11 protein-coding genes and 2 tRNA genes are annotated in these 17,095 nt (G+C 72.3%); 4 read left to right on the forward strand and 9 right to left on the reverse strand.

The genetic code is table 11. From position 1 onward, the window contains the following. Nucleotides 1-296 precede the first annotated feature (296 nt). Nucleotides 297-1,028 (forward strand): alpha/beta hydrolase family protein, encoded by a 732-nt coding sequence (locus AC1WTP_RS20985; RefSeq protein ID WP_481650960.1) that lies wholly within the window; start codon nucleotides 297-299, stop codon nucleotides 1,026-1,028. A 10-nt stretch (nucleotides 1,029-1,038) separates the two neighbouring features. Here the strand turns inward: AC1WTP_RS20985 and AC1WTP_RS20990 are convergent, their stop codons facing one another. The 7 genes from AC1WTP_RS20990 to AC1WTP_RS21020 all read right to left on the reverse strand — a co-directional run bounded on the left by AC1WTP_RS20990 (nucleotide 1,039) and on the right by AC1WTP_RS21020 (nucleotide 7,690). Then, nucleotides 1,039-1,164, reverse strand: a complete 126-nt coding sequence (locus AC1WTP_RS20990) for a hypothetical protein (protein ID WP_481650961.1) — start codon at nucleotides 1,162-1,164, stop codon at nucleotides 1,039-1,041. A 95-nt stretch (nucleotides 1,165-1,259) separates the two neighbouring features. After that, nucleotides 1,260-1,336 (reverse strand) — tRNA-Ile (locus AC1WTP_RS20995). A 63-nt stretch (nucleotides 1,337-1,399) separates the two neighbouring features. After that, a complete protein-coding gene (locus tag AC1WTP_RS21000) occupies nucleotides 1,400-3,094 on the reverse strand; it encodes a M16 family metallopeptidase (RefSeq protein WP_481650962.1) in 1,695 nt (564 codons plus the stop codon). Then, complete coding sequence (locus AC1WTP_RS21005) at nucleotides 3,091-4,044, reverse strand: hypothetical protein (RefSeq protein ID WP_481650963.1); 954 nt, start codon at nucleotides 4,042-4,044, stop codon at nucleotides 3,091-3,093. The genes AC1WTP_RS21000 and AC1WTP_RS21005 overlap by 4 nt, the downstream gene beginning before the upstream one ends. Before the next feature lie 46 nt (nucleotides 4,045-4,090). Further along, the gene (locus tag AC1WTP_RS21010; protein WP_481650964.1) at nucleotides 4,091-5,329 is read right to left on the reverse strand and encodes an FAD-dependent oxidoreductase; all 1,239 of its coding nucleotides are present in this window, start codon (nucleotides 5,327-5,329) and stop codon (nucleotides 4,091-4,093) included. Then, nucleotides 5,319-7,433, reverse strand: a complete 2,115-nt coding sequence (locus tag AC1WTP_RS21015) for an MMPL family transporter (protein ID WP_481650965.1) — start codon at nucleotides 7,431-7,433, stop codon at nucleotides 5,319-5,321. Before AC1WTP_RS21015 ends, AC1WTP_RS21010 begins: the two co-directional genes overlap by 11 nt. 181 nt (nucleotides 7,434-7,614) lie before the next feature. Beyond that, a tRNA-Asn gene (locus AC1WTP_RS21020) sits at nucleotides 7,615-7,690 on the reverse strand. 279 nt (nucleotides 7,691-7,969) lie between these two features. Here AC1WTP_RS21020 and AC1WTP_RS21025 point away from each other — a divergent pair. The 3 genes from AC1WTP_RS21025 to AC1WTP_RS21035 all read left to right on the forward strand — a co-directional run bounded on the left by AC1WTP_RS21025 (nucleotide 7,970) and on the right by AC1WTP_RS21035 (nucleotide 13,189). After that, nucleotides 7,970-8,386: a hypothetical protein gene (locus AC1WTP_RS21025; RefSeq protein ID WP_447139501.1), complete on the forward strand. Its 417-nt coding sequence runs from the start codon at nucleotides 7,970-7,972 to the stop codon at nucleotides 8,384-8,386. Between the two features lie 282 nt (nucleotides 8,387-8,668). Beyond that, a complete protein-coding gene (locus tag AC1WTP_RS21030) occupies nucleotides 8,669-11,998 on the forward strand; it encodes a ThuA domain-containing protein (RefSeq protein ID WP_481650966.1) in 3,330 nt (1,109 codons plus the stop codon). 117 nt (nucleotides 11,999-12,115) lie between these two features. After that, complete coding sequence (locus tag AC1WTP_RS21035; protein WP_447139503.1) at nucleotides 12,116-13,189, forward strand: sugar phosphate isomerase/epimerase family protein; 1,074 nt, start codon at nucleotides 12,116-12,118, stop codon at nucleotides 13,187-13,189. Nucleotides 13,190-13,253: 64 nt separating this feature from the next. Here the strand turns inward: AC1WTP_RS21035 and AC1WTP_RS21040 are convergent, their stop codons facing one another. After that, entirely contained in the window at nucleotides 13,254-14,261 is a 1,008-nt protein-coding gene (locus AC1WTP_RS21040) for a sugar phosphate isomerase/epimerase family protein (protein ID WP_481650967.1), read from the reverse strand. A 664-nt stretch (nucleotides 14,262-14,925) separates the two neighbouring features. Continuing rightward, nucleotides 14,926-17,040, reverse strand: coding sequence for a lectin (locus tag AC1WTP_RS21045; RefSeq protein WP_481650968.1), 2,115 nt, complete (start codon nucleotides 17,038-17,040; stop codon nucleotides 14,926-14,928). Nucleotides 17,041-17,095 lie beyond the last annotated feature (55 nt).

Below are 17,095 nucleotides of genomic sequence, written 5' to 3' on the forward strand. Positions count from 1 at the left end.
GGCAAGCCGTCAGCTTGGGAATCACGCCGGGTGGTCGCCGCGGCCGACGGCCGGAAGCGATCGCCGGCCCTCGCCCGGCAAGGATCAAGACGACTGTCCGCCGGTGTCCGGCCACGGAGCCCCGGCAAACCGGTTGGCGGACCGCGGCGACCGCTGCTACTTTTCCGGAGGCCGTGCGAGAGATCGAGGAGGTGGTACCCGTGAACGTATCGACGTGGGTGCTTCCCTCCGGGGTCACGGTCGGGCGATAGGTCGTCCGGGAGCGCCGTTCACGAGCACTCCCGAAAGGCACGACCGTGCGATTCACTTCCGAACAGCGCCTCGACGACGGCGTCCTCGAGCGCGAATTCACCCTCGACGAGATCCCCGGCATCCTGTGGACGCCCGGATCCGCATCCGCACCGGCTCCGCTGATCCTGCTCGGCCACCCCGGCGGACTGCACAAGATGTACCCCCGACTGGTGGCCCGGGCCCGGCACTCCGCGGCGGAGGGCTTCGCCGCGGCCACCATCGAACTCCCCGGCAGCGGTGACCGGCCACGTTCCGCCGCCGCCGAGGAGGCCCGCGCCGATCTGCGCCGGGCGCTGGAGGCCGGCGAGCCGGTCGACGACGAGATCGTCGACCGGCTCGTCCTCCCGCTGGTCGAAAAGGCGGTCCCGGAATGGCGGGCCGCCCTGGATGCCCTCCTTTCGCTGCCCGAGATCGGCGGCCCGGTCGGGTACGCGGGAGGGGTGATCGCCATCGGCGTCCGGCTGGCGGTGGTCGAGCCGCGCATCTCGGCCGCCCTTCTCTTCGCCGGGAGTTTCGTGCCCCGCACCATGTTCGAGGAGGCCCGGCAGGTCACCATCCCGTTGCAGGTCCTGCTCCAGTGGGACGACGAAGGAAACGACCGGCAGTTGGCCCTGGACCTGTTCGACGCCTTCGGCTCCACGGAGAAGACGCTGCACGCCAACATGGGCGGGCACACCGGCGTCCCGCAGTTCGAGGGGGACGACGGGAGCCGGTTCTTCGCCCGGCACCTGAAGTGAGGTCGGGCCGTCAGGCCGGCAGCAGACGATAGGAGCTGTCGGCCAGGTTGCCGCCCATCGAGGACAGGTCCCGGCCCTCCTCGATGGCGGTGGCCGGCAGATGCCCAACCGCCCCGACCGCAGCGGTACCGGCCATCGGCGGCACCGGCCGGTCGGGGCGGCGCGTCTCCGGCTCGACGTCGGTGATGAGCTCCGCTCTGGCTTGAAGGATGGCTGAGCGGTAGTTTTGCGTGGTGGGGCGGGCGGGACTCGAACCCGCGACCGAGGGATTATGAGTCCCCTGCTCTAACCGGCTGAGCTACCGCCCCGGCACCGGGCCGGATCTTATCCCGGCCGGTCGATCACGAGCCAGCACGAACCGGCACCGTCGCTCATCGGCGTCGTCGGCGCAGCAACACGATGGGCAACGCGAGGATAACAGTCAGCAGCCAGCCCACCACGATGACGCCCCACAGCCAGCCCTCGTCGCCTTCCGCCGTCTCGGTGATGAACATGCCGAGGGTGAGCAGGAAGGTCAGCCCGCCGACCGCCAGCGCGACCAGGCCGCTGACCACCATCAGCGGGATCTCCCACCAGGAGCGCTTGACCGGCTCCCGAGGGGCCGCCGCCGCGGCGGTCGCGCGGGGCTGCGGGATCCGCTCCGGGTCGCGGGCCGGCATGACCACCTGCCGCTCCGCCGGCACCTGCGAGTCGACCACCCGGATCGCGCCGGGGTGCAGCTCGAACAGGGTGGGCTCGATCCGCATCGAGATGGCGTCGGGCCCGATCAGCTGCCGGGCGCCGTCCGGCCAGGCGAGCAGCACGGCGCAGTCGGCGTACGTGACGGTGAGCGGGCCGCCCGGGCCGACGTAGCTCACCCCGTCGACGCCGACCCGCAGCTCGCCGTCGCCCTCCCTCTCCCGGTACGCGGTGCCGTCCACGATCCGCTCCGAGCAGGTGGGCGCCTCGACGAACCCGGCCCAGTCGGCGGTGTTCCCCTCCGGCACCATCAGCAGCGCCGACCCCGCCACCTCCCGGGCCACCTCGTGCAGGTCGGCGACGGTCACCGCCTTCAGCTCGGCCCGGTGCTCCTCGACGGTGAGGTTGCGCTCCCCGGTGAGCACGTTGCAGGCGTACGCCGGCAGCCGGGCGGCGTCCACCTCGGCGGTGCCGAGGAAGTCCTCCCGCTTGGCCACGCAGGCGTCCAGGTCGCCCTGCTCGATCCGGCCGACCCGGAGCTTGGCGAGGGTGTCGACGAAGCCGCCGAGCACCGCGTCCTGCTTCTCGGGCAGCGCGTCGGCGAGCGCGCGCAGGCTGGCGTACCCGTCACCGCGCGGGTCGTAGCCGGCGGTGGTGGTGTAGGAGAGGCCGCCCTCCTGCCGCAGCGACCGGAACAGCTCGCGCTCCAGCACGTCGGCGAAGAGGCTCGCGGCGGTCCGGCGCCGCACCACCGCGTCGAGCACCACCGCCCGCGAGCCGGAGACGAAGTACGCCGGGGTGCGCGGCAGCGCCGACGACGCCGCCGGCACGGGCTGCCGTACGCCGGCGGGCAGCGCCAGCCGCAGCCCGGCGGGCACCCGGTCGCCGGCGATCCAGAGCACCGCGTTCTCCCGGGTGAACCACCGGGCGGCCCACTGCCGCAGGTCGTCGCCGGTGAGCGCGCCGAGCCCCCACTCCGGGTAGCTGGTCAGGCCGAAGTCCCGGGCGCCGTGCCGCCACAGCGGCACCGCCTCGACCGGCGAGCCGCCCCGGCTGCTCCACTCGGTGCGCAGGATCTCCTTCTCCACCTCCAGCCGCCCGGTCGGCAGGTCGGTCAGGTTGGCGCAGACGGCGGTGAGGAAGGTGGCGATGTCCTGCTCGGACCCCTGCATGTGGAAGGTGGTGAAGACCGGCGAGGTGGCCCCGTTGAAGTGGTAGTCGGCCATCCCGAGCGGGGCGAGCGCCAGGTGTTCCAGCAGGTGGGTGACGCCGCTGCGGGCCAGCGTCTCGTCGGCGGTGCCGACCCGGAAGGTCAGCCCGGCGCGCATCGGCCCGCCGGTCGGGGCGAGCAGCGTGGGCACCCCGTCCACGTCCAGGTGCTGGATCATGCCACGCCGCCCTTCGCGTACGCCTTGTCGCGGAACCGCTGGAACTGCTTCGTCTCGTCGCCGTCGATGTAGCCGAACATCGACTCGTGGCCGAGCGGCCCCATCGCCTGGAACTGCTGCGCGGCCGACGTCCACTCCTCCATCAGGCAGAACGCCATGGCGAAGGTGCTGCGCACCCAGACCCAGCCCCAGCCGTTGCGGAAGTCGGGGTGCCAGACCGACCGCTGCGCCGCCTCGTGGATCTCCCGGCTGACCTGCGGGCTGCGCAGGTGGGTGCCGGCCTTGCCGAGGGTGTCCTGGTCCAGCGCCTGCTCCAGGTGCGCCTCGACGACCAGCACGGCGTTCGGCGCGCCGGCCGGGGCGGCCTCGGCGCACTCCCGGGCGAAGCCGTGTGCCCGCTCCCAGGTGCCGCTCCACTTCGGGCAGAACTGCTGCAGCAGGGACGCCTGCGCGGGCAGGTGGTGCGGGTGGTGCTTGGCGAGCTGGTCGTAGCGGCGGCGCGCCTCGGCCTGGCCGAGCTGCAGGCCCCGGGCGTTGGTGATCCGCTGTGTCCAGGCCGCCGCGTCGTCGGGGTGCCGGGCGGTCACCTCGATCAGCACCTGCTCGGCGCGGCGCAGGTGGTCGAAGAACTGGGCGAACTGCTCCCGGCTGACGTACTGGGCGCGGCGGGCGGAGCGGATCCGCCAGCCGGCGCGGATCAGGTACGCGCCGAGCAGCGTCCCGGCCAGCGGGTCGTCCGGCTGCTGGGCCAGCACCCCGCGGAGGAACTCCTCGATGTCGGTGGTCTCCCCGACCTCGCCGACCAGCATCGTGCGGCCGTGCCAGTCCGGCTCGGCCAGTTGCGCGCGCAGGGCCGGCCAGTCCCGCGCGGCGAGCGCCGCGCGCACCGCGCTGACCTGGGGGTACGCCGCCGCGGCGTCGAAGTTGGGCGGCGGGAGGGGTGCAGGCATGGCGAGGATGATAAGTGATCATCAACCCCGCGGGGACCCCGCTTTCTCAGCCGGACCGCAGCTCGGCCAGCACCGCCCCGGCGGCCCGCCAGCCGCTCGCCAGCGCCCCCTGGACGGACGGGCTGTCCCGGTGGTCACCGGCCACGAACAGGCCGTCGCCGAGCGCGACCGGCTTGCGCAGCCGCCCCTGCGGCGGCGGCGCGGCGGGCAGCGCGGCGGGGATCGACACGGTGGTCAGGTGGGTCCAGTCGGCGGTGGACCGTCCGTAGAGCCGGGCCAGTTCGAGCCGGACGGCCGGCTCGGGCGGGGCCGTTGGGCCGACCACCGAGGTGGCCACCAGGTGCCGCCCCGCCGGCGCGTACGTGGGCGCCGCCCGGCTGACCACCACGGTGTTGGCGACGGTCTCGCGGCGGTCGCCGTCGACGAGCAGGATCGGCTCGTCAAGCGGCGGTTCGGCGGTGCTGTGGTAGTACGTCGTGTAGCTGTGCATGCGTACCGTCGCCAGGGCCGGCAGCAGGGCGGCCGCGGCCGGCGGGTCGACGGCGACCACGACGGCGCGGCAGCCGATGTCGCCGGCCTGGGTGCGGACCCGGCCGGGCGCGACCTGGGCGACCGGGGTGTCCAGCTCGATCAGGTCCGCGGGCAGCGGGTCGGCGATCGCCCGGGGCAGCGCGGCCATCCCCTCGGCGGGCAGGCCGATCCGGCCGCGGGCGAACGAGCGCAGCACCATCGCGAACACCCGGCTGGAGGTCTCCAGCTCCCGCTCGACGAAGACGCCGGAGAGGAACGGCCGGAGCAGTTCCTCGATGATCGCGTCGGAGAGGCCGGCCCGGCGCAGCGCCGCCTCGGTGGTGGTCTCCGGCGCGGCGAGCAGCCGCCCGGGCGGCAGGGTGGCGCAGCCGGCGGCGAGCGCGGCGAACCGCAGCCGGTCGAGTGGCGAGCCGATCCCGGCCAGCGCGGTGCGCGGCCCGCCCGTCGGCTGGCGCAGCGGGTTGACCAGCCGGACCAGCGCGTCACCCTTACGCACCAGCACGCCGGGAGTGAACCGGCCGAGCCGGAGCCGGTCGACGTCGAGCAGCGTGCCGAGCCGCGGGTAGGCGGTGTTGAGCACCTGGAAGCCCCGGTCGAGCAGGTAGCCGTCGACGGCGTCGGTGGCGATCCGGCCGCCGAGCCGGCCGCCGGCCTCGAGCAGCCGCCAGGGCACGCCGGCACGGTGCAGCCGCCGGGCCGCGGCGAGGCCGGCCAGGCCGCCGCCGACGATCACCACGTCGGTCTCAGCCAGCACGGCGCGCCTCCCGCTCGCCGTTCGCCCGGGCCAGCCGGCCAGGCCACCAGACCCGTGGCCCGATGTCGTACGCCAGGGCCGGGACCAGCAGCGAGCGGACCACGATGGTGTCGATGAGCACGCCCACCGCGACCGCCACGCCCAGCTCGACGAGCACCACCAGCGGAAGGACGGCCAGCGCCGAGAAGGTCGCGACGAGCACGACGCCGGCCGAGGTGATCACGCCGCCGGTGACCGCGAGGCCGACCAGCACCCCGGCCCGGGTGCCCCGCCGGACGGACTCCTCCCGCACCCGGCTCATCAGGAAGATGTTGTAGTCGATGCCGAGGGCGATCAGGAAGACGAAGGCGAACAGCGGGAACGAGGCGTCCACCCCGGGGAAGTCCAGGACGTACCGGAAGATCAGCGCGCAGAGCCCGAGCGTCGCGGCGAACGAGAGCAGCACGGTGGCGATCAGCAGGACCGGGGCGAGCAACGCGCGCAGCAGCAGGGCCAGGATGATCGCGATCACCACCAGCACCACCGGGATGATGACGTTCTGGTCGCGGGTCGAGGCGTCCGCGGTGTCCACGTTGATCGCGGTGAAGCCGCCGACCACCGCGTCGGCGCCGGGCACCCGGTGCACGGCCGCGCGCAGGTCGCGGATGGTCCGCTCGGCGCCGTCGCTGTCCGGCGGGTCGGCCAGCGTCGCCTCCAGCCGCACCATGCCGTCGACCACCTTCGGCGGCGCGTTCTCCGCCGGCCGGCCGGCCCGCTGCTCGGTGACCGGGCGCACCGCGGCCACCCCGGGCACGCCCCGGGCCACCTCGGCGACCGGCCCGGCGGTCTGCTGCTTGGTGACGATGGTGGCCGGGCTGCCGGTGCCGGCCGGGTAGTGCCGGGCGATCACCTCCTGCCCGGCCACCGAGTCGGTGCGCTGGGTGAACAGGTCGGACTGGCCGAGGATGGTCGCGTTGAGCTGGGTCAGGCCGAGCGCCAGGGCGGCCAGTGCCACCGCGGTGACCAGCCAGACCGGTCGGGGCCGGCGGGCCACGAAGCCGGCGATCCGGCGCCAGAGGCCGTGCTCGGCCCGCGGTTCGGCCTCGTCTCGGCGGGGCCGGCGCGGCCAGAACGCCCAGCGCCCGCCGAGCACCAGCAGGGCGGGCAGGAAGGTGAGCATCACCAGCAGGGTGGCGGCGATGCCGATGGCGGCGGCCGGGCCGAGCGCCCGGTTGGAGTTCAGGCTGGACAGCAGCAGGCAGAGCAGGCTGAGGATGACGGTGCCGCCGGAGGCGATGATCGCCGGGGCGGCGCCCTTCCAGGCGGTGCGCATCGCGTCCCAGGGCCGGGCGTGCCGGTGCAGTTCCTCCCGGTAGCGGGCGACCAGCAGCAGCGCGTAGTCGGTGCCGGCGCCGAAGACCAGCACGGTGAGGATGCCCTGCGCCTGCCCGTTGAGCGTGATGACGCCGGTGTCGGCGAGCAGGTAGACGAAGACGGCGGCCAGCGCGTACGACATCCCGGCGGCGAGCAGCGGAAAGATCCAGAGGATCGGGCTGCGGTAGACGACCAGCAGGATCACCAGCACCACGCAGAGGGTGACCAGCAGCAGCGTGCCGTCGATGGCGGCGAAGACCTCGATCAGGTCGGCCAGCAGGCCGGCCGGCCCCGTCACGTCGACGGTCAGCCCGTCCCGGTCGTCGCGGGCGATGTCGCGCAACTGCTCGACCACCACGCCGATCCGCTCACCGTCGGCGTCGTCGATCGGCACCACCACCTGCAACGCCTGCCCGTCCTGGCTGGGGACCGGCGGGGGCAGCGGGCCGATCACGCCGGGCACCTCGGCGAACCGGGCGGCGTCCGCGGCCACCCGCTGCCGGTCGGCGTCGGTGATGCCGGCGGTGCGTTCGTAGACCACCAGGGCCGGGGTGCTCGGCCGCTCGACGAACCGCTCGGACAGTTCCTGGGCCCGGGTGGCCTCGGCGTCGGCGGGCAGGAAGGCGGCGTTGTCGTTGGTGGCGACCTCCCCGAGCCGGCCCGAGTAGGGGCCGGCGAGCGCGCCGACGACCAGCCACGCGAGCACGACCGCCAGCGCGATCAGCGTGACCCTGCCGCCCCGTCCGGACATTCGCCCTCACCCAACAATCGACGCACCAATCGACGCAGCCGGAGTCTAAGTCGACATCGACCATCCTGCCGGCTGAGCGGGATCGGGGTGGGCGAAACGGGACGGGCCCGCCCGTGCGGGGGCGGCCCTCGCTCGGAAACGACGAACGCCCGCCGGCGGTGCCGACGGGCGTCGAGTGGAGTGGCTCCCCCGTTTGGACTCGAACCAAAAACCTGCCGGTTAACAGCCGGCTGCTCTGCCAATTGAGCTACGGGGGACCGTGTTGCCCGGTTTCCGGATCTCTCCTTCGCCGTGCGACGGGACAAGAGTACAGGACTCCGGGGGGTGTTGGTCGAGGGGGTTACCCACCGATCCGGGGTGCCGGACTCGCCGTGTCGACTGCGAATAAAAGGGACAAATCGTCATCGCGGCACAAGGAGGTATGAGCGGAGAGCAGGATGGGTAGTTAGCTGCGGACAGAGGACGCAGGCGCGAGTTGGTCACTCCCGCCGGGTAACCGGCGGGACGACGGCGCGTCAGGTACGGAAGGAGCCGCCATGCGCGGAAAGATCATGTTTCTTGGCGGGCTGGCTGCGGGATTCGTCCTGGGCGCCCGTGCCGGCCGGGAGAAGTACGAGGAGTTGGTGATCCGGGGCCGCAAGGTGCTCGACCACCCCACCGTGCAGGAGGCGGCGGGCGTCGCGCAGGCCCAGGCGACCCGGCTCTACAGCGAGGGCAAGGACAAGCTCGGCCAGTCGAAGCTGGGCGAGAAGCTCAGCGGCAACGGCAGCAAGCAGGAGTTGACCGCCGCCGACGACGCGTTCGCCGGCACGCCGGCCACCGTCGGCGCCAAGTCCGGCTCCGGCTCGTCGAGCTCGGGCTCGAGTTCGACCGGCTCGATCTCCGGGTCGACGTCGGCCGGCGCCACGTCCCGCAAGCCGTCGAGTTCGGGCACCAGCGGCAGCACCCTCTGAGCTCATCCGCGAGCGGGCCGATCGCCACCAGGCGATCGGCCCGCTCGCGTGTGTCCGGGCACGTCACGGCCGTACGGACGGGCGCCGCTCACCACTTTCGCCTGTTTGGAGCAAAAGTTCGGCCCGAACATCGAAAACTTCTGCCGTCAGCCTCTTCTCTTTAGTCCTAGGCGCAAATATCGTCCTGCGTAGAACCTGGCCAGGCTCTTTGGTACCCCCCGCGACCTCCTCAGCGACGTCCCGAGCCGCTGGGGCGGACCCGCCCGACCAGAGCGAGGTTCGATGCGCAGACCGATCGGCCGAAGGGCCACCACCTTCCTCAGCCTTCTCACCCTCGTCGGCGCGACGCTCGTCGCGACCGCCCAGCAGCACCCCACGCCGGCGCTCGCCGCGCCAGCACCGAACAGCAACGGCATCGAGTACAAGGTTCTCGTCTTCACCCGGTCCGCCGGCGGCGACCACGCCGCCACCGCCGCCGGGGTGGACGCGATCCGCCAGCTCGGCAACGACCGGCGCTTCACGGTCGAGGTGACCGACGACGCCCGCAAGTTCGACGAACCGCACCTCAAGCAGTTCCGCGCGGTGGTGTTCCTGAACACCTCCGGCGACGTCCTCACCGACGCCCAGCAGGCCGCGTTCGAGCGGTACTACCGCGACGGCGGCGGCTTCGTCGGCGTGCACTCCGCGATCGAGGCCGAGCCCGGTTGGTCCTTCCTGGACAACGTGCTCGGCACCCGGGCGGTGGGCGCCGCGTCGGCGGCGGCCCCGGCCACGGTCACCGTCGCCGACCGGGTGCACCCGGCCTCCGCGGCCCTGCCGGAGCGCTGGAACCACACCGACCGGTGGTACAACTTCGCCGCCAACGTCCGGGGCGTCTCGCACGTCCTGGCCACGGTGGACGAGAAGTCGTACGCCGGCGGGACGATGGGCTTCGACCACCCGGTCACCTGGTGCAAGGACTACCAGGGCGGCCGCTCCTTCTACACCGGGCTCGGCGCGACGCCGGAGAGCTACGGCAGCACCGACCTGCGGGCGCACCTCGCCGGCGCGATCCAGTGGGCGTCCGGCGTGACGAACGGCGACTGTGGCGCCACCGTGCTGGCCAACTACCAGATGGAGGTCATCGGGGCGCAGCCCAACGTCAACGAGCCGATCGGCTTCGACGTGCTGCCCGACGGCCGGGTGATCCAGACCGACCGGCGCGGCGGCGTACGCCTGCACGACCCGCGGAGCAACGAGACCACCGTGCTGGCCCAGATCCCGGTCTACACCCACAGCGAGGACGGGATGTACGGCCCGGCGATCGACCGCGAGTTCGCCACCAACCGCTGGGTCTACCTCTACTACGCGCCCCCGCTGGACACCCCCACCGGTGGCGCGCCGACCACCAGCACCGACCCGACCGCGTGGGACCGGTGGAAGGGGTACTTCCAGCTGTCCCGGTTCAAGTTCGTCGACGGTGACACGCCCTCGCTCGACCTGGCCAGCGAGCAGAAGATCCTCCAGGTGCCGGTGGACCGGGGCGCCTGCTGCCACGTGGCCGGCGACATCGCCTTCGACTCGAAGAACAACCTCTGGCTGGTCACCGGCGACGACACCCCGGCCGGCGGCGGTGGCTCCGGCGGCTTCTCCCCGCACAACGACTCGGTGAGCGCCACCGGCGTCTACCAGGCGCCCTTCGTCGACGCCCGGCGCAGCTCCGCCAACACCAACGACCTGCGGGGCAAGATCCTGCGCATCTCGGTGCAGGCGGACGGCAGCTACACGGTGCCGGCGGGCAACATGTTCGCCGAGGCGCAGGACCCGGGCGACAGGACCCGGCCGGAGATCTACGCGATGGGCTTCCGGAACCCGTTCCGGATCACCCTCGACAAGAACGACGTCGCGTACATCACCGACTACTCCCCCGACTCCTCGACCGCCGCGGTGGGCCGGGGACCGGCGGGCACCGGCCGGATGATGGTGGTCGACAAGCCGGCCAACTACGGCTGGCCGATGTGCGTGCAGCCGAACCTGCCGTACATCGAGATGAACTGGACCACCAGCCCGATCTCTCCGGTGGCGCCGTTCGACTGCGCGGCGCCGAGGAACACCTCCCGGCACAACACCGGCCTGACCGACCTGCCGGCGGTGGAGAGGTCGGAGCTCTGGTACTCGTTCCAGGCCCCGACCCCGTGCCCGGAGTCCTACCTGTCCACCCCGACGCAGACCTGCCCGGTGCTCTTCCCGGAGCTGGGCACGGGCGGCGTCGGGCCGCACGGCGCGGCGCGCTACGACTACGACCCGGAGCTGAGGTCGGAGACGAAGTTCCCCGCGTACTTCGACGGCGCGATCTTCTTCGGTGAGTTCACCCGGGACACGCTCAAGGAGATCCGGCTCGACGGCCAGGGCGACATCCTGAAGATCAACAACGTGCTCAACTGCGGGCAGGCGCCGACCACGCCGGCGAAGCCGTTCCTCTGCGACAACCCGATGGACATGAAGTGGGGCGCGGACGGCAACTTCTACCTGCTGACGTACGGCGACGGGTTCTTCAACATCAACCCGGACGCGGCGATGCTGAAGTTCAGCTACGTCAAGGGCCTGCGGGCGCCGAACGCCGTGCTCACGGCCGACCGGACCAACGGCACCGCACCGCTGACCGTGTCGTTCAGCAGCGAGGGCTCGAAGGACCCGGACCCGGCGGACTCCATCTCGTTCGCCTGGGACTTCGACGGCAACGGCAGCACCGACTCGGTCGACCCGAACCCGACGCACACCTACACCGCCAACGGCGTCTACACCGCGCGGCTCACGGTGACCGACTCCAGCGGCAAGAGCGCGTCGGCGAACACCACGATCACGGTCGGCAACACCGCGCCCACCGTGACCGTCAACACCCCGATCGAGGGCGGCTTCTTCGAGTGGGGCGACGGGATCCCGTGGTCGGTGACGGTCACCGACCCGGAGGACGGCCCGGTCGACTGCGCCAAGGTCGAGGTGACCTTCGTCCTCGGCCACGACAGCCACGGCCACGGTGAGGCCAACCAGTTCGGCTGCTCGGGCGTCCTGCCCACCGACCCGGACGACGCGTCGCACGGCGGCTACATCTACGGCGTGGTCAGCGCGTCCTACACCGACCAGGGGGCGAACGGCCAGCCGGCGCTGACCACGGTGGACCAGCAGATCATCCAGGCCAAGCGGCAGGAGGTCGAGTTCGCCACGGACCAGTCCGGCACCACCGTCGGCACCAGCGCCGACACCGGCGGCGGGCAGCAACGCGGCAGCCTCGACCCGGGCGACTGGATCGCGATCAACAACACGGTGAACCTGCACAACATGCAGTCGGTCACCCTGCGCACCTCCGGGGGCAGCGCCGCCACCGCCGGGCAGCCCCGGTTCGCCGTCCAGCTGCGGCTGGGCTCTCCCAGCGGCCCGCTGCTGGGCACCGCCACGGTCAACGCGACCACCGGCAACAACGCCTTCACCAGCACCACCGTGCCGATCACCGACCCGGGCGGCACGCACCGGCTCTACCTCGTCTTCACCACCGTCCCCGGCGGCCCGGCCAGCGGCTTCGGCAACCTGAACTGGGTCGAGTTCGCCGGCCAGGGCATCGGCGTCGCGCCCTGACGCCGTGACCGCGGGCCGTCACCCGGCGGCCCCGGCAGATCCCGATCAACCCGTGCGCCGGGTCACCGACGGTGACCCGGCCCGGGCCCCCGTCCCAGCACCGAGAAAGGCAGCAGCATGAACGACAGTCAGCACGGCATGAGCCGTCGCCGGATGCTCGGCACCCTCGCCGGCGTCGCCGGCGCGGCCGCCGTCGGAGCCACCGGCTGGGCCTCCGCCGCCGGCGCCAACGGCAACGGTCTGCTCGTCCCCGCCGGCAAGCGCGGCATCATCCTCTACAGCGTCCGGGACCGGATCGGCGCCGCACCGGACACCAGTGGAGTGGCGTACGGCTTCGAGCGGGTGCTCGCCCGGCTCGCCGAGATCGGCTACAAGGAGGTGGAGTTCGCCGGCTACACCCAGCACACCTCCATCCTCGGCCGGCAGATCACGCCGGCGGAGATCCGGAAGATCCTGGACGACAACGGGCTGCGGGCCAACGGCTCGCACGCCTCGATCCCGGGCACCGTCACGCCGGACACCATCGCCGCGTTCGAGCGGACGCTCGACACCGCCGAGATCCTCGGCATGAGCCACATCGGCACCGGCAGCGACCCGACCGGCAGCAACTACAAGGCCGACTGGGACGCCGCCGTCGACCGGTGGAACACCTTCGGGGAGATGGCCGCCGCCCGCGGGCTGAAGCTCTACACGCACAACCACGACGCGGCGTACAACTTCCTGCTCGACAGCGGGCCGCTGGACGCGCAGGGCCGGCCGACCCGGTCCTCGGGCGTCCGCAAGCTGGAGTACTTCATCGCGCACACCAACCCGGAGTGGGTCTGGTTCGAGATGGACATCTACTGGGCGCACGTGGCCCAGCACCGGTTCCGCAGCTACACCGACCCGGACGGGGTGACCCAGACCAGCATCTTCGACCCGCTGGCCGTGGTCGCCGCCCAGCCCATCCGGTTCCCGCTGTTCCACGCCAAGGACGGCGCGTTCAACCCGGCCAGCAGCGCCGGGTACGACATGGTGCCGCTCGGCCAGGGCGACATCGACTACGGGAACTTCTTCGCCAACATGGGCGCCAAGGGCTACCACAACCCGATGTGGGAGCAGGACAACGCGCCGGGCGGCGCCGCCGACCCGGGCCGGTCGCTGCGCTACGCGGAGGTCAGCTTCCAGCACATGTCGGGTCTGCGGGGCTGACGGACCCGACACCGCAGCAGGGGCCGCGTCCGGGAACACCGGGCGCGGCCCCTCGCGTCACGCGTCAGTCCTTGCTGCTGAAGGCGGCGTCGAAAGCCGCGGCCGGGGCGTCGAAGGCGAGCCGGCGGACGAACTGGAGCGCCTCGGGGGCGCCGACCAGCCGGTCCATGCCGGCGTCCTCCCATTCGATGGAGATCGGGCCGTCGTAGCCGATCGCGTTCAACGCCCGGAAGCAGTCCTCCCAGGGCACGTCACCGTGGCCGGTGGAGACGAAGTCCCAACCCCGCCGCAGGTCCGCCCAGGGCAGGTGGGAGGCGAGCCGGCCACGCCGGCCGTCCCCGGTGCGTACCTTCGCGTCCTTGCAGTCGACGTGGTAGATCCGGTCGGCGAAGTCGAAGATGAAGTTCACCGGGTCCAGCTCCTGCCAGACGAAGTGCGACGGGTCCCAGTTCAGCCCGAACGCGGGCCGGTGGCCGATCGCCTCCAGCGTCCGCTTCGTCGTCCAGTAGTCGTAGGCGATCTCGCTCGGGTGCACCTCGTGGGCGAAGCGCACCCCGACCTCGTCGAAGACGTCGAGGATCGGGTTCCACCGGTCGGCGAAGTCCTGGTAGCCCTTCTCGATCATCGACGGCGGCACCGGCGGGAACATCGCCAGGGTGTGCCAGATGGACGAGCCGGTGAAGCCGATGACGGTCTGCACGCCGAGCTTCGCCGCGGCCCGGGCGGTGTCCTTGATCTCCTGGGCGGCCCGCTGGCGCACTCCCTCCGGCTCGCCGTCGCCCCAGATCCGGGCGGGCAGGATGCCCTGGTGCCGTTCGTCGATCGGGTGGTCGCAGACGGCCTGGCCGACCAGGTGGTTGGAGATCGCGTACACCTTCAGGTTGTGCTTGGCGAGGGTCTCCCGCTTGCGGTCGACGTACGACTCGTCGGCCAGCGCCTTGTCGACCTCGAAGTGGTCGCCCCAGCAGGCGATCTCCAGCCCGTCGTAGCCCCACTCGGAGGCGAGCCGGCAGACCTCGTCGAACGGAAGGTCGGCCCACTGGCCGGTGAAGAGCGTGATGGGTCGCGCCATTGTCCTTCTCCCCTGTCGTGATGGGGATTCCGTACCTGCGGGACCGGGGCGAGGGTGACCGGCGGTGCACGGCGGACGCGGCGGGATGCCGGCGGGTGCGTGCCGCACCTGGGCCCGGAGGGTTGCGCCTCCCGCCGGGCCGCCGGCCACCGCCACGGTCGCCGCCCTCACTCTAGGTCCGCCGCGACCGGCACGGAAGGCCCCGCCGGAGCCGGGCCGGACCCTGGCGGCGGACGGGCGGCCGGGCGGCGGACGGGGGACGGGGGACGGGCGGACGGCGGACGGCGGACGGGCGGCGCGGTCGGCGGCCGGGGGGTAGCGGGTGGCGGACGGCGGCAGCGGGTGGCGGGCGACCCCGGCGGTCCGGGTCGGGCGGACACCTGCCCGGCGTGTCGCGGTCCGAGCGGGGACATCCCGCTGCGCGTGATACCGCGGAGTCATAAATATGCCGCTGAGTCATCACGCTCGCAAAAGCGCGGCCGGTGGCGGCCGGTCACCACCACCCGGCGCCACCGCCCGGATCAGCCTCCGGAACAGCGCGACCCGTGGCGTCCGGTCACCGCCACCCGCTATCCCCGCCGGTCAACTCCCGGCCCGATGCGGCGACCCGCAGGCCGGCGACGGGCCCCCTGCGGAGTGCAGGGGGCCCGATCTGGCGCAGGGATCAGGGCAGGGTCCACCGCTGGTTCGCCGCGCCGGTGCAGGTCCACAGGTGCACCACCGTGCCGTCGGCGGAGTTGTTGCCGGAGACGTCCAGGCACTTGCCCGACTGCGGATTACGCACCGTCCCGTCCGCCTGCGCGGACCAGTTCTGCGCACCCGTGCCGTTGCACGTCCACAACTGGATCTTCGTACCGTCCGCCGAACCACCACCGGAGACGTCCAGACACTTACCCAACGCCCGGACCGTCGAGTTCGGCGTCACCGTCCACGTCTGCGCCGCGGTGCCGTTGCAGGTGTAGATCTGGATCTGCGTACCGTCGGCGGTGGCCGCGTTGCGCACGTCCAGGCACTTGCCGCCCAGCCCCCGGATCGGCCCGGTGCCGGTGCCGCCGCCGCTGGACTTCACCAGGGTGAAGTCGTCCACGTCGAAGAGCCCCGAGCCCGAGCCGGTGAAGGTCAGGTAGAGGTTCTGGGCGCCGGCCGGGACGCCGGAGAGGTTCGTGCTGACGTCGGCGAAGGTGGTCCAGCTGCCGGTGTTCGGCACCGCGACCGAGCCGAGCACCGTGCCGGTGGTGGAGCCGGTGCGCACCTGGATGGTGCCGCCCGGGCCGCCGGAGACGATCCGCGCCCGGAACGAGGTCACCCCGGTCAGGTCGAGCCCGTTGTACGCCGCCCAGTCGCCCGGGTCGATGTAGCCGAGCGTCTGGCCGCCGTTCGCCCCGGCCTTGCTGAACGGGGTGACCCCGCTGGCCGAGCTGAACGCCTCGGCCTGGACGGTGGTGTTGCCGGTCGGCGGCGGGGTGGTGCCCAGCTCCTTGATCCGGATGTTGCGGAACGAGGCGTCGTCGCCGGTGCCGTGGTTCTGGATGCCGATGTGACCGGCGAGCGAGCGGGCCGGATCGGTGTTGGTGAAATCGTTGATCTTCACACCGTTCAGGAAGACCTGGAGCCGCTCGCCCTCGACGAGCAGTTCGTAGGTGTTCCACTCCCCCGGCGGGTTCAGCGCGGCGTCCCGGGCGGCGATGTCGGCGGACTTGAAGGTGTAGACCGCGCCGGTGGTCCGGTCGACCGCGTCGGTGGCGTCGATCTGGATCTCGTAGCCGTTGTTCACCGCCGACCAGGGGTCGCTCGATGGTGGGAAGCCGATGAAGACGCCGGAGTTGTCGTCGCCGGCGAGCCGCCAGTCCAGCTTGAGGGAGTAGTTGGTGAACTGCTTCGCGCTGTACCAGTACAGACCCATCCCACCGACGGAGGTGAGGGTGGCGTCGCTGTTGCTGAAGCTGCCCGGCCCGGCCTGGGACCAGCCGCTGGTCGAGCCGTTGTAGAGCGTGCTGTAGCCGGTCTCGGGCCGGCAGTCGGCCTTGGCCCGGCCGGCCGCGTACCGGATGCCGCCGAGCAGGTGGGCGCGGAACGCGGGCTCCGCGTACGACGCCTGGGTGTGCCCGCCGCCGGTGTAGAAGGCCCGGCCGCCGCTGTAGGTCTTGCACCAGGCGTGCGGGTGGTCGGCGCCCATCGAGCCGCCCGAGTAGGACGACTCGTCCAGGGTGGCCAGCACCCGGGCGGTGGAGCGGGCGTTGGTCTGGTAGTTGTACCACTCGTCGGTGCGGGTCCAGGTCTGCGGCAGGTGCGCGGTGGCCGCGTGCGCCCGGTTCTCCGCCTTGACGTTGGCCTGCTGGATGTGCGGGTGCGAGGCGAAGTACGCCCCGACCAGGTTGCCGTAGAAGGACCAGCCGTACTCGGTGTCGGCGGCGGCGTGCACGCCGACGTACCCGCCGCCGGAGCCGATGTACGACTCGAAGGCGGTCTGCTGGCTGGCGTTGAGCACGTCGCCGGTGGTGTTGAGGAAGACCACCGCCTCGAACCGGGCGAGGTTGGCGGTGGTGAACTGGGCGGCGTCCTCGGTGGCGGTGACGGTGAAGTTGTTCGCCGCGCCGAGGTCGCGGATGGCCTGGGTGCCGACCGCGATGGAGTCGTGCCGGAACCCGGCGGTCTTCGAGAAGACCAGCACGTCGTAGGGGGCGTCGGCGGCGCTGGCCGGGGTGGCCGGGGTGGTGCAGGCGAGGGCGGCGAGGACGGCGGTGGCCGCGCCGAGGACGGGTCGGAGGAGTCTGCGCATGTCGCTCTCCCAATTCCGGTCAGGAGGGGCCCCCGGTACCGACCGTACGCCGGGA

The sequence above is a fragment of the Micromonospora sp. R311 genome (assembly GCF_056780015.1).

Coding starts and splice junctions, on each gene's coding strand:
- AC1WTP_RS20990 (WP_481650961.1), bottom strand. CDS start 1,164: ATGGCCGGTACCGCTGCGGTCGGGGCGGTTGGGCATCTGCCGGCCACC.
- AC1WTP_RS21000 (WP_481650962.1), bottom strand. CDS start 3,094: ATGATCCAGCACCTGGACGTGGACGGGGTGCCCACGCTGCTCGCCCCG.
- AC1WTP_RS21005 (WP_481650963.1), bottom strand. CDS start 4,044: ATGCCTGCACCCCTCCCGCCGCCCAACTTCGACGCCGCGGCGGCGTAC.
- AC1WTP_RS21015 (WP_481650965.1), bottom strand. CDS start 7,433: ATGTCCGGACGGGGCGGCAGGGTCACGCTGATCGCGCTGGCGGTCGTG.
- AC1WTP_RS21025 (WP_447139501.1), top strand. CDS start 7,970: ATGCGCGGAAAGATCATGTTTCTTGGCGGGCTGGCTGCGGGATTCGTC.
- AC1WTP_RS21030 (WP_481650966.1), top strand. CDS start 8,669: ATGCGCAGACCGATCGGCCGAAGGGCCACCACCTTCCTCAGCCTTCTC.
- AC1WTP_RS21035 (WP_447139503.1), top strand. CDS start 12,116: ATGAACGACAGTCAGCACGGCATGAGCCGTCGCCGGATGCTCGGCACC.
- AC1WTP_RS21040 (WP_481650967.1), bottom strand. CDS start 14,261: ATGGCGCGACCCATCACGCTCTTCACCGGCCAGTGGGCCGACCTTCCG.
- AC1WTP_RS21045 (WP_481650968.1), bottom strand. CDS start 17,040: ATGCGCAGACTCCTCCGACCCGTCCTCGGCGCGGCCACCGCCGTCCTC.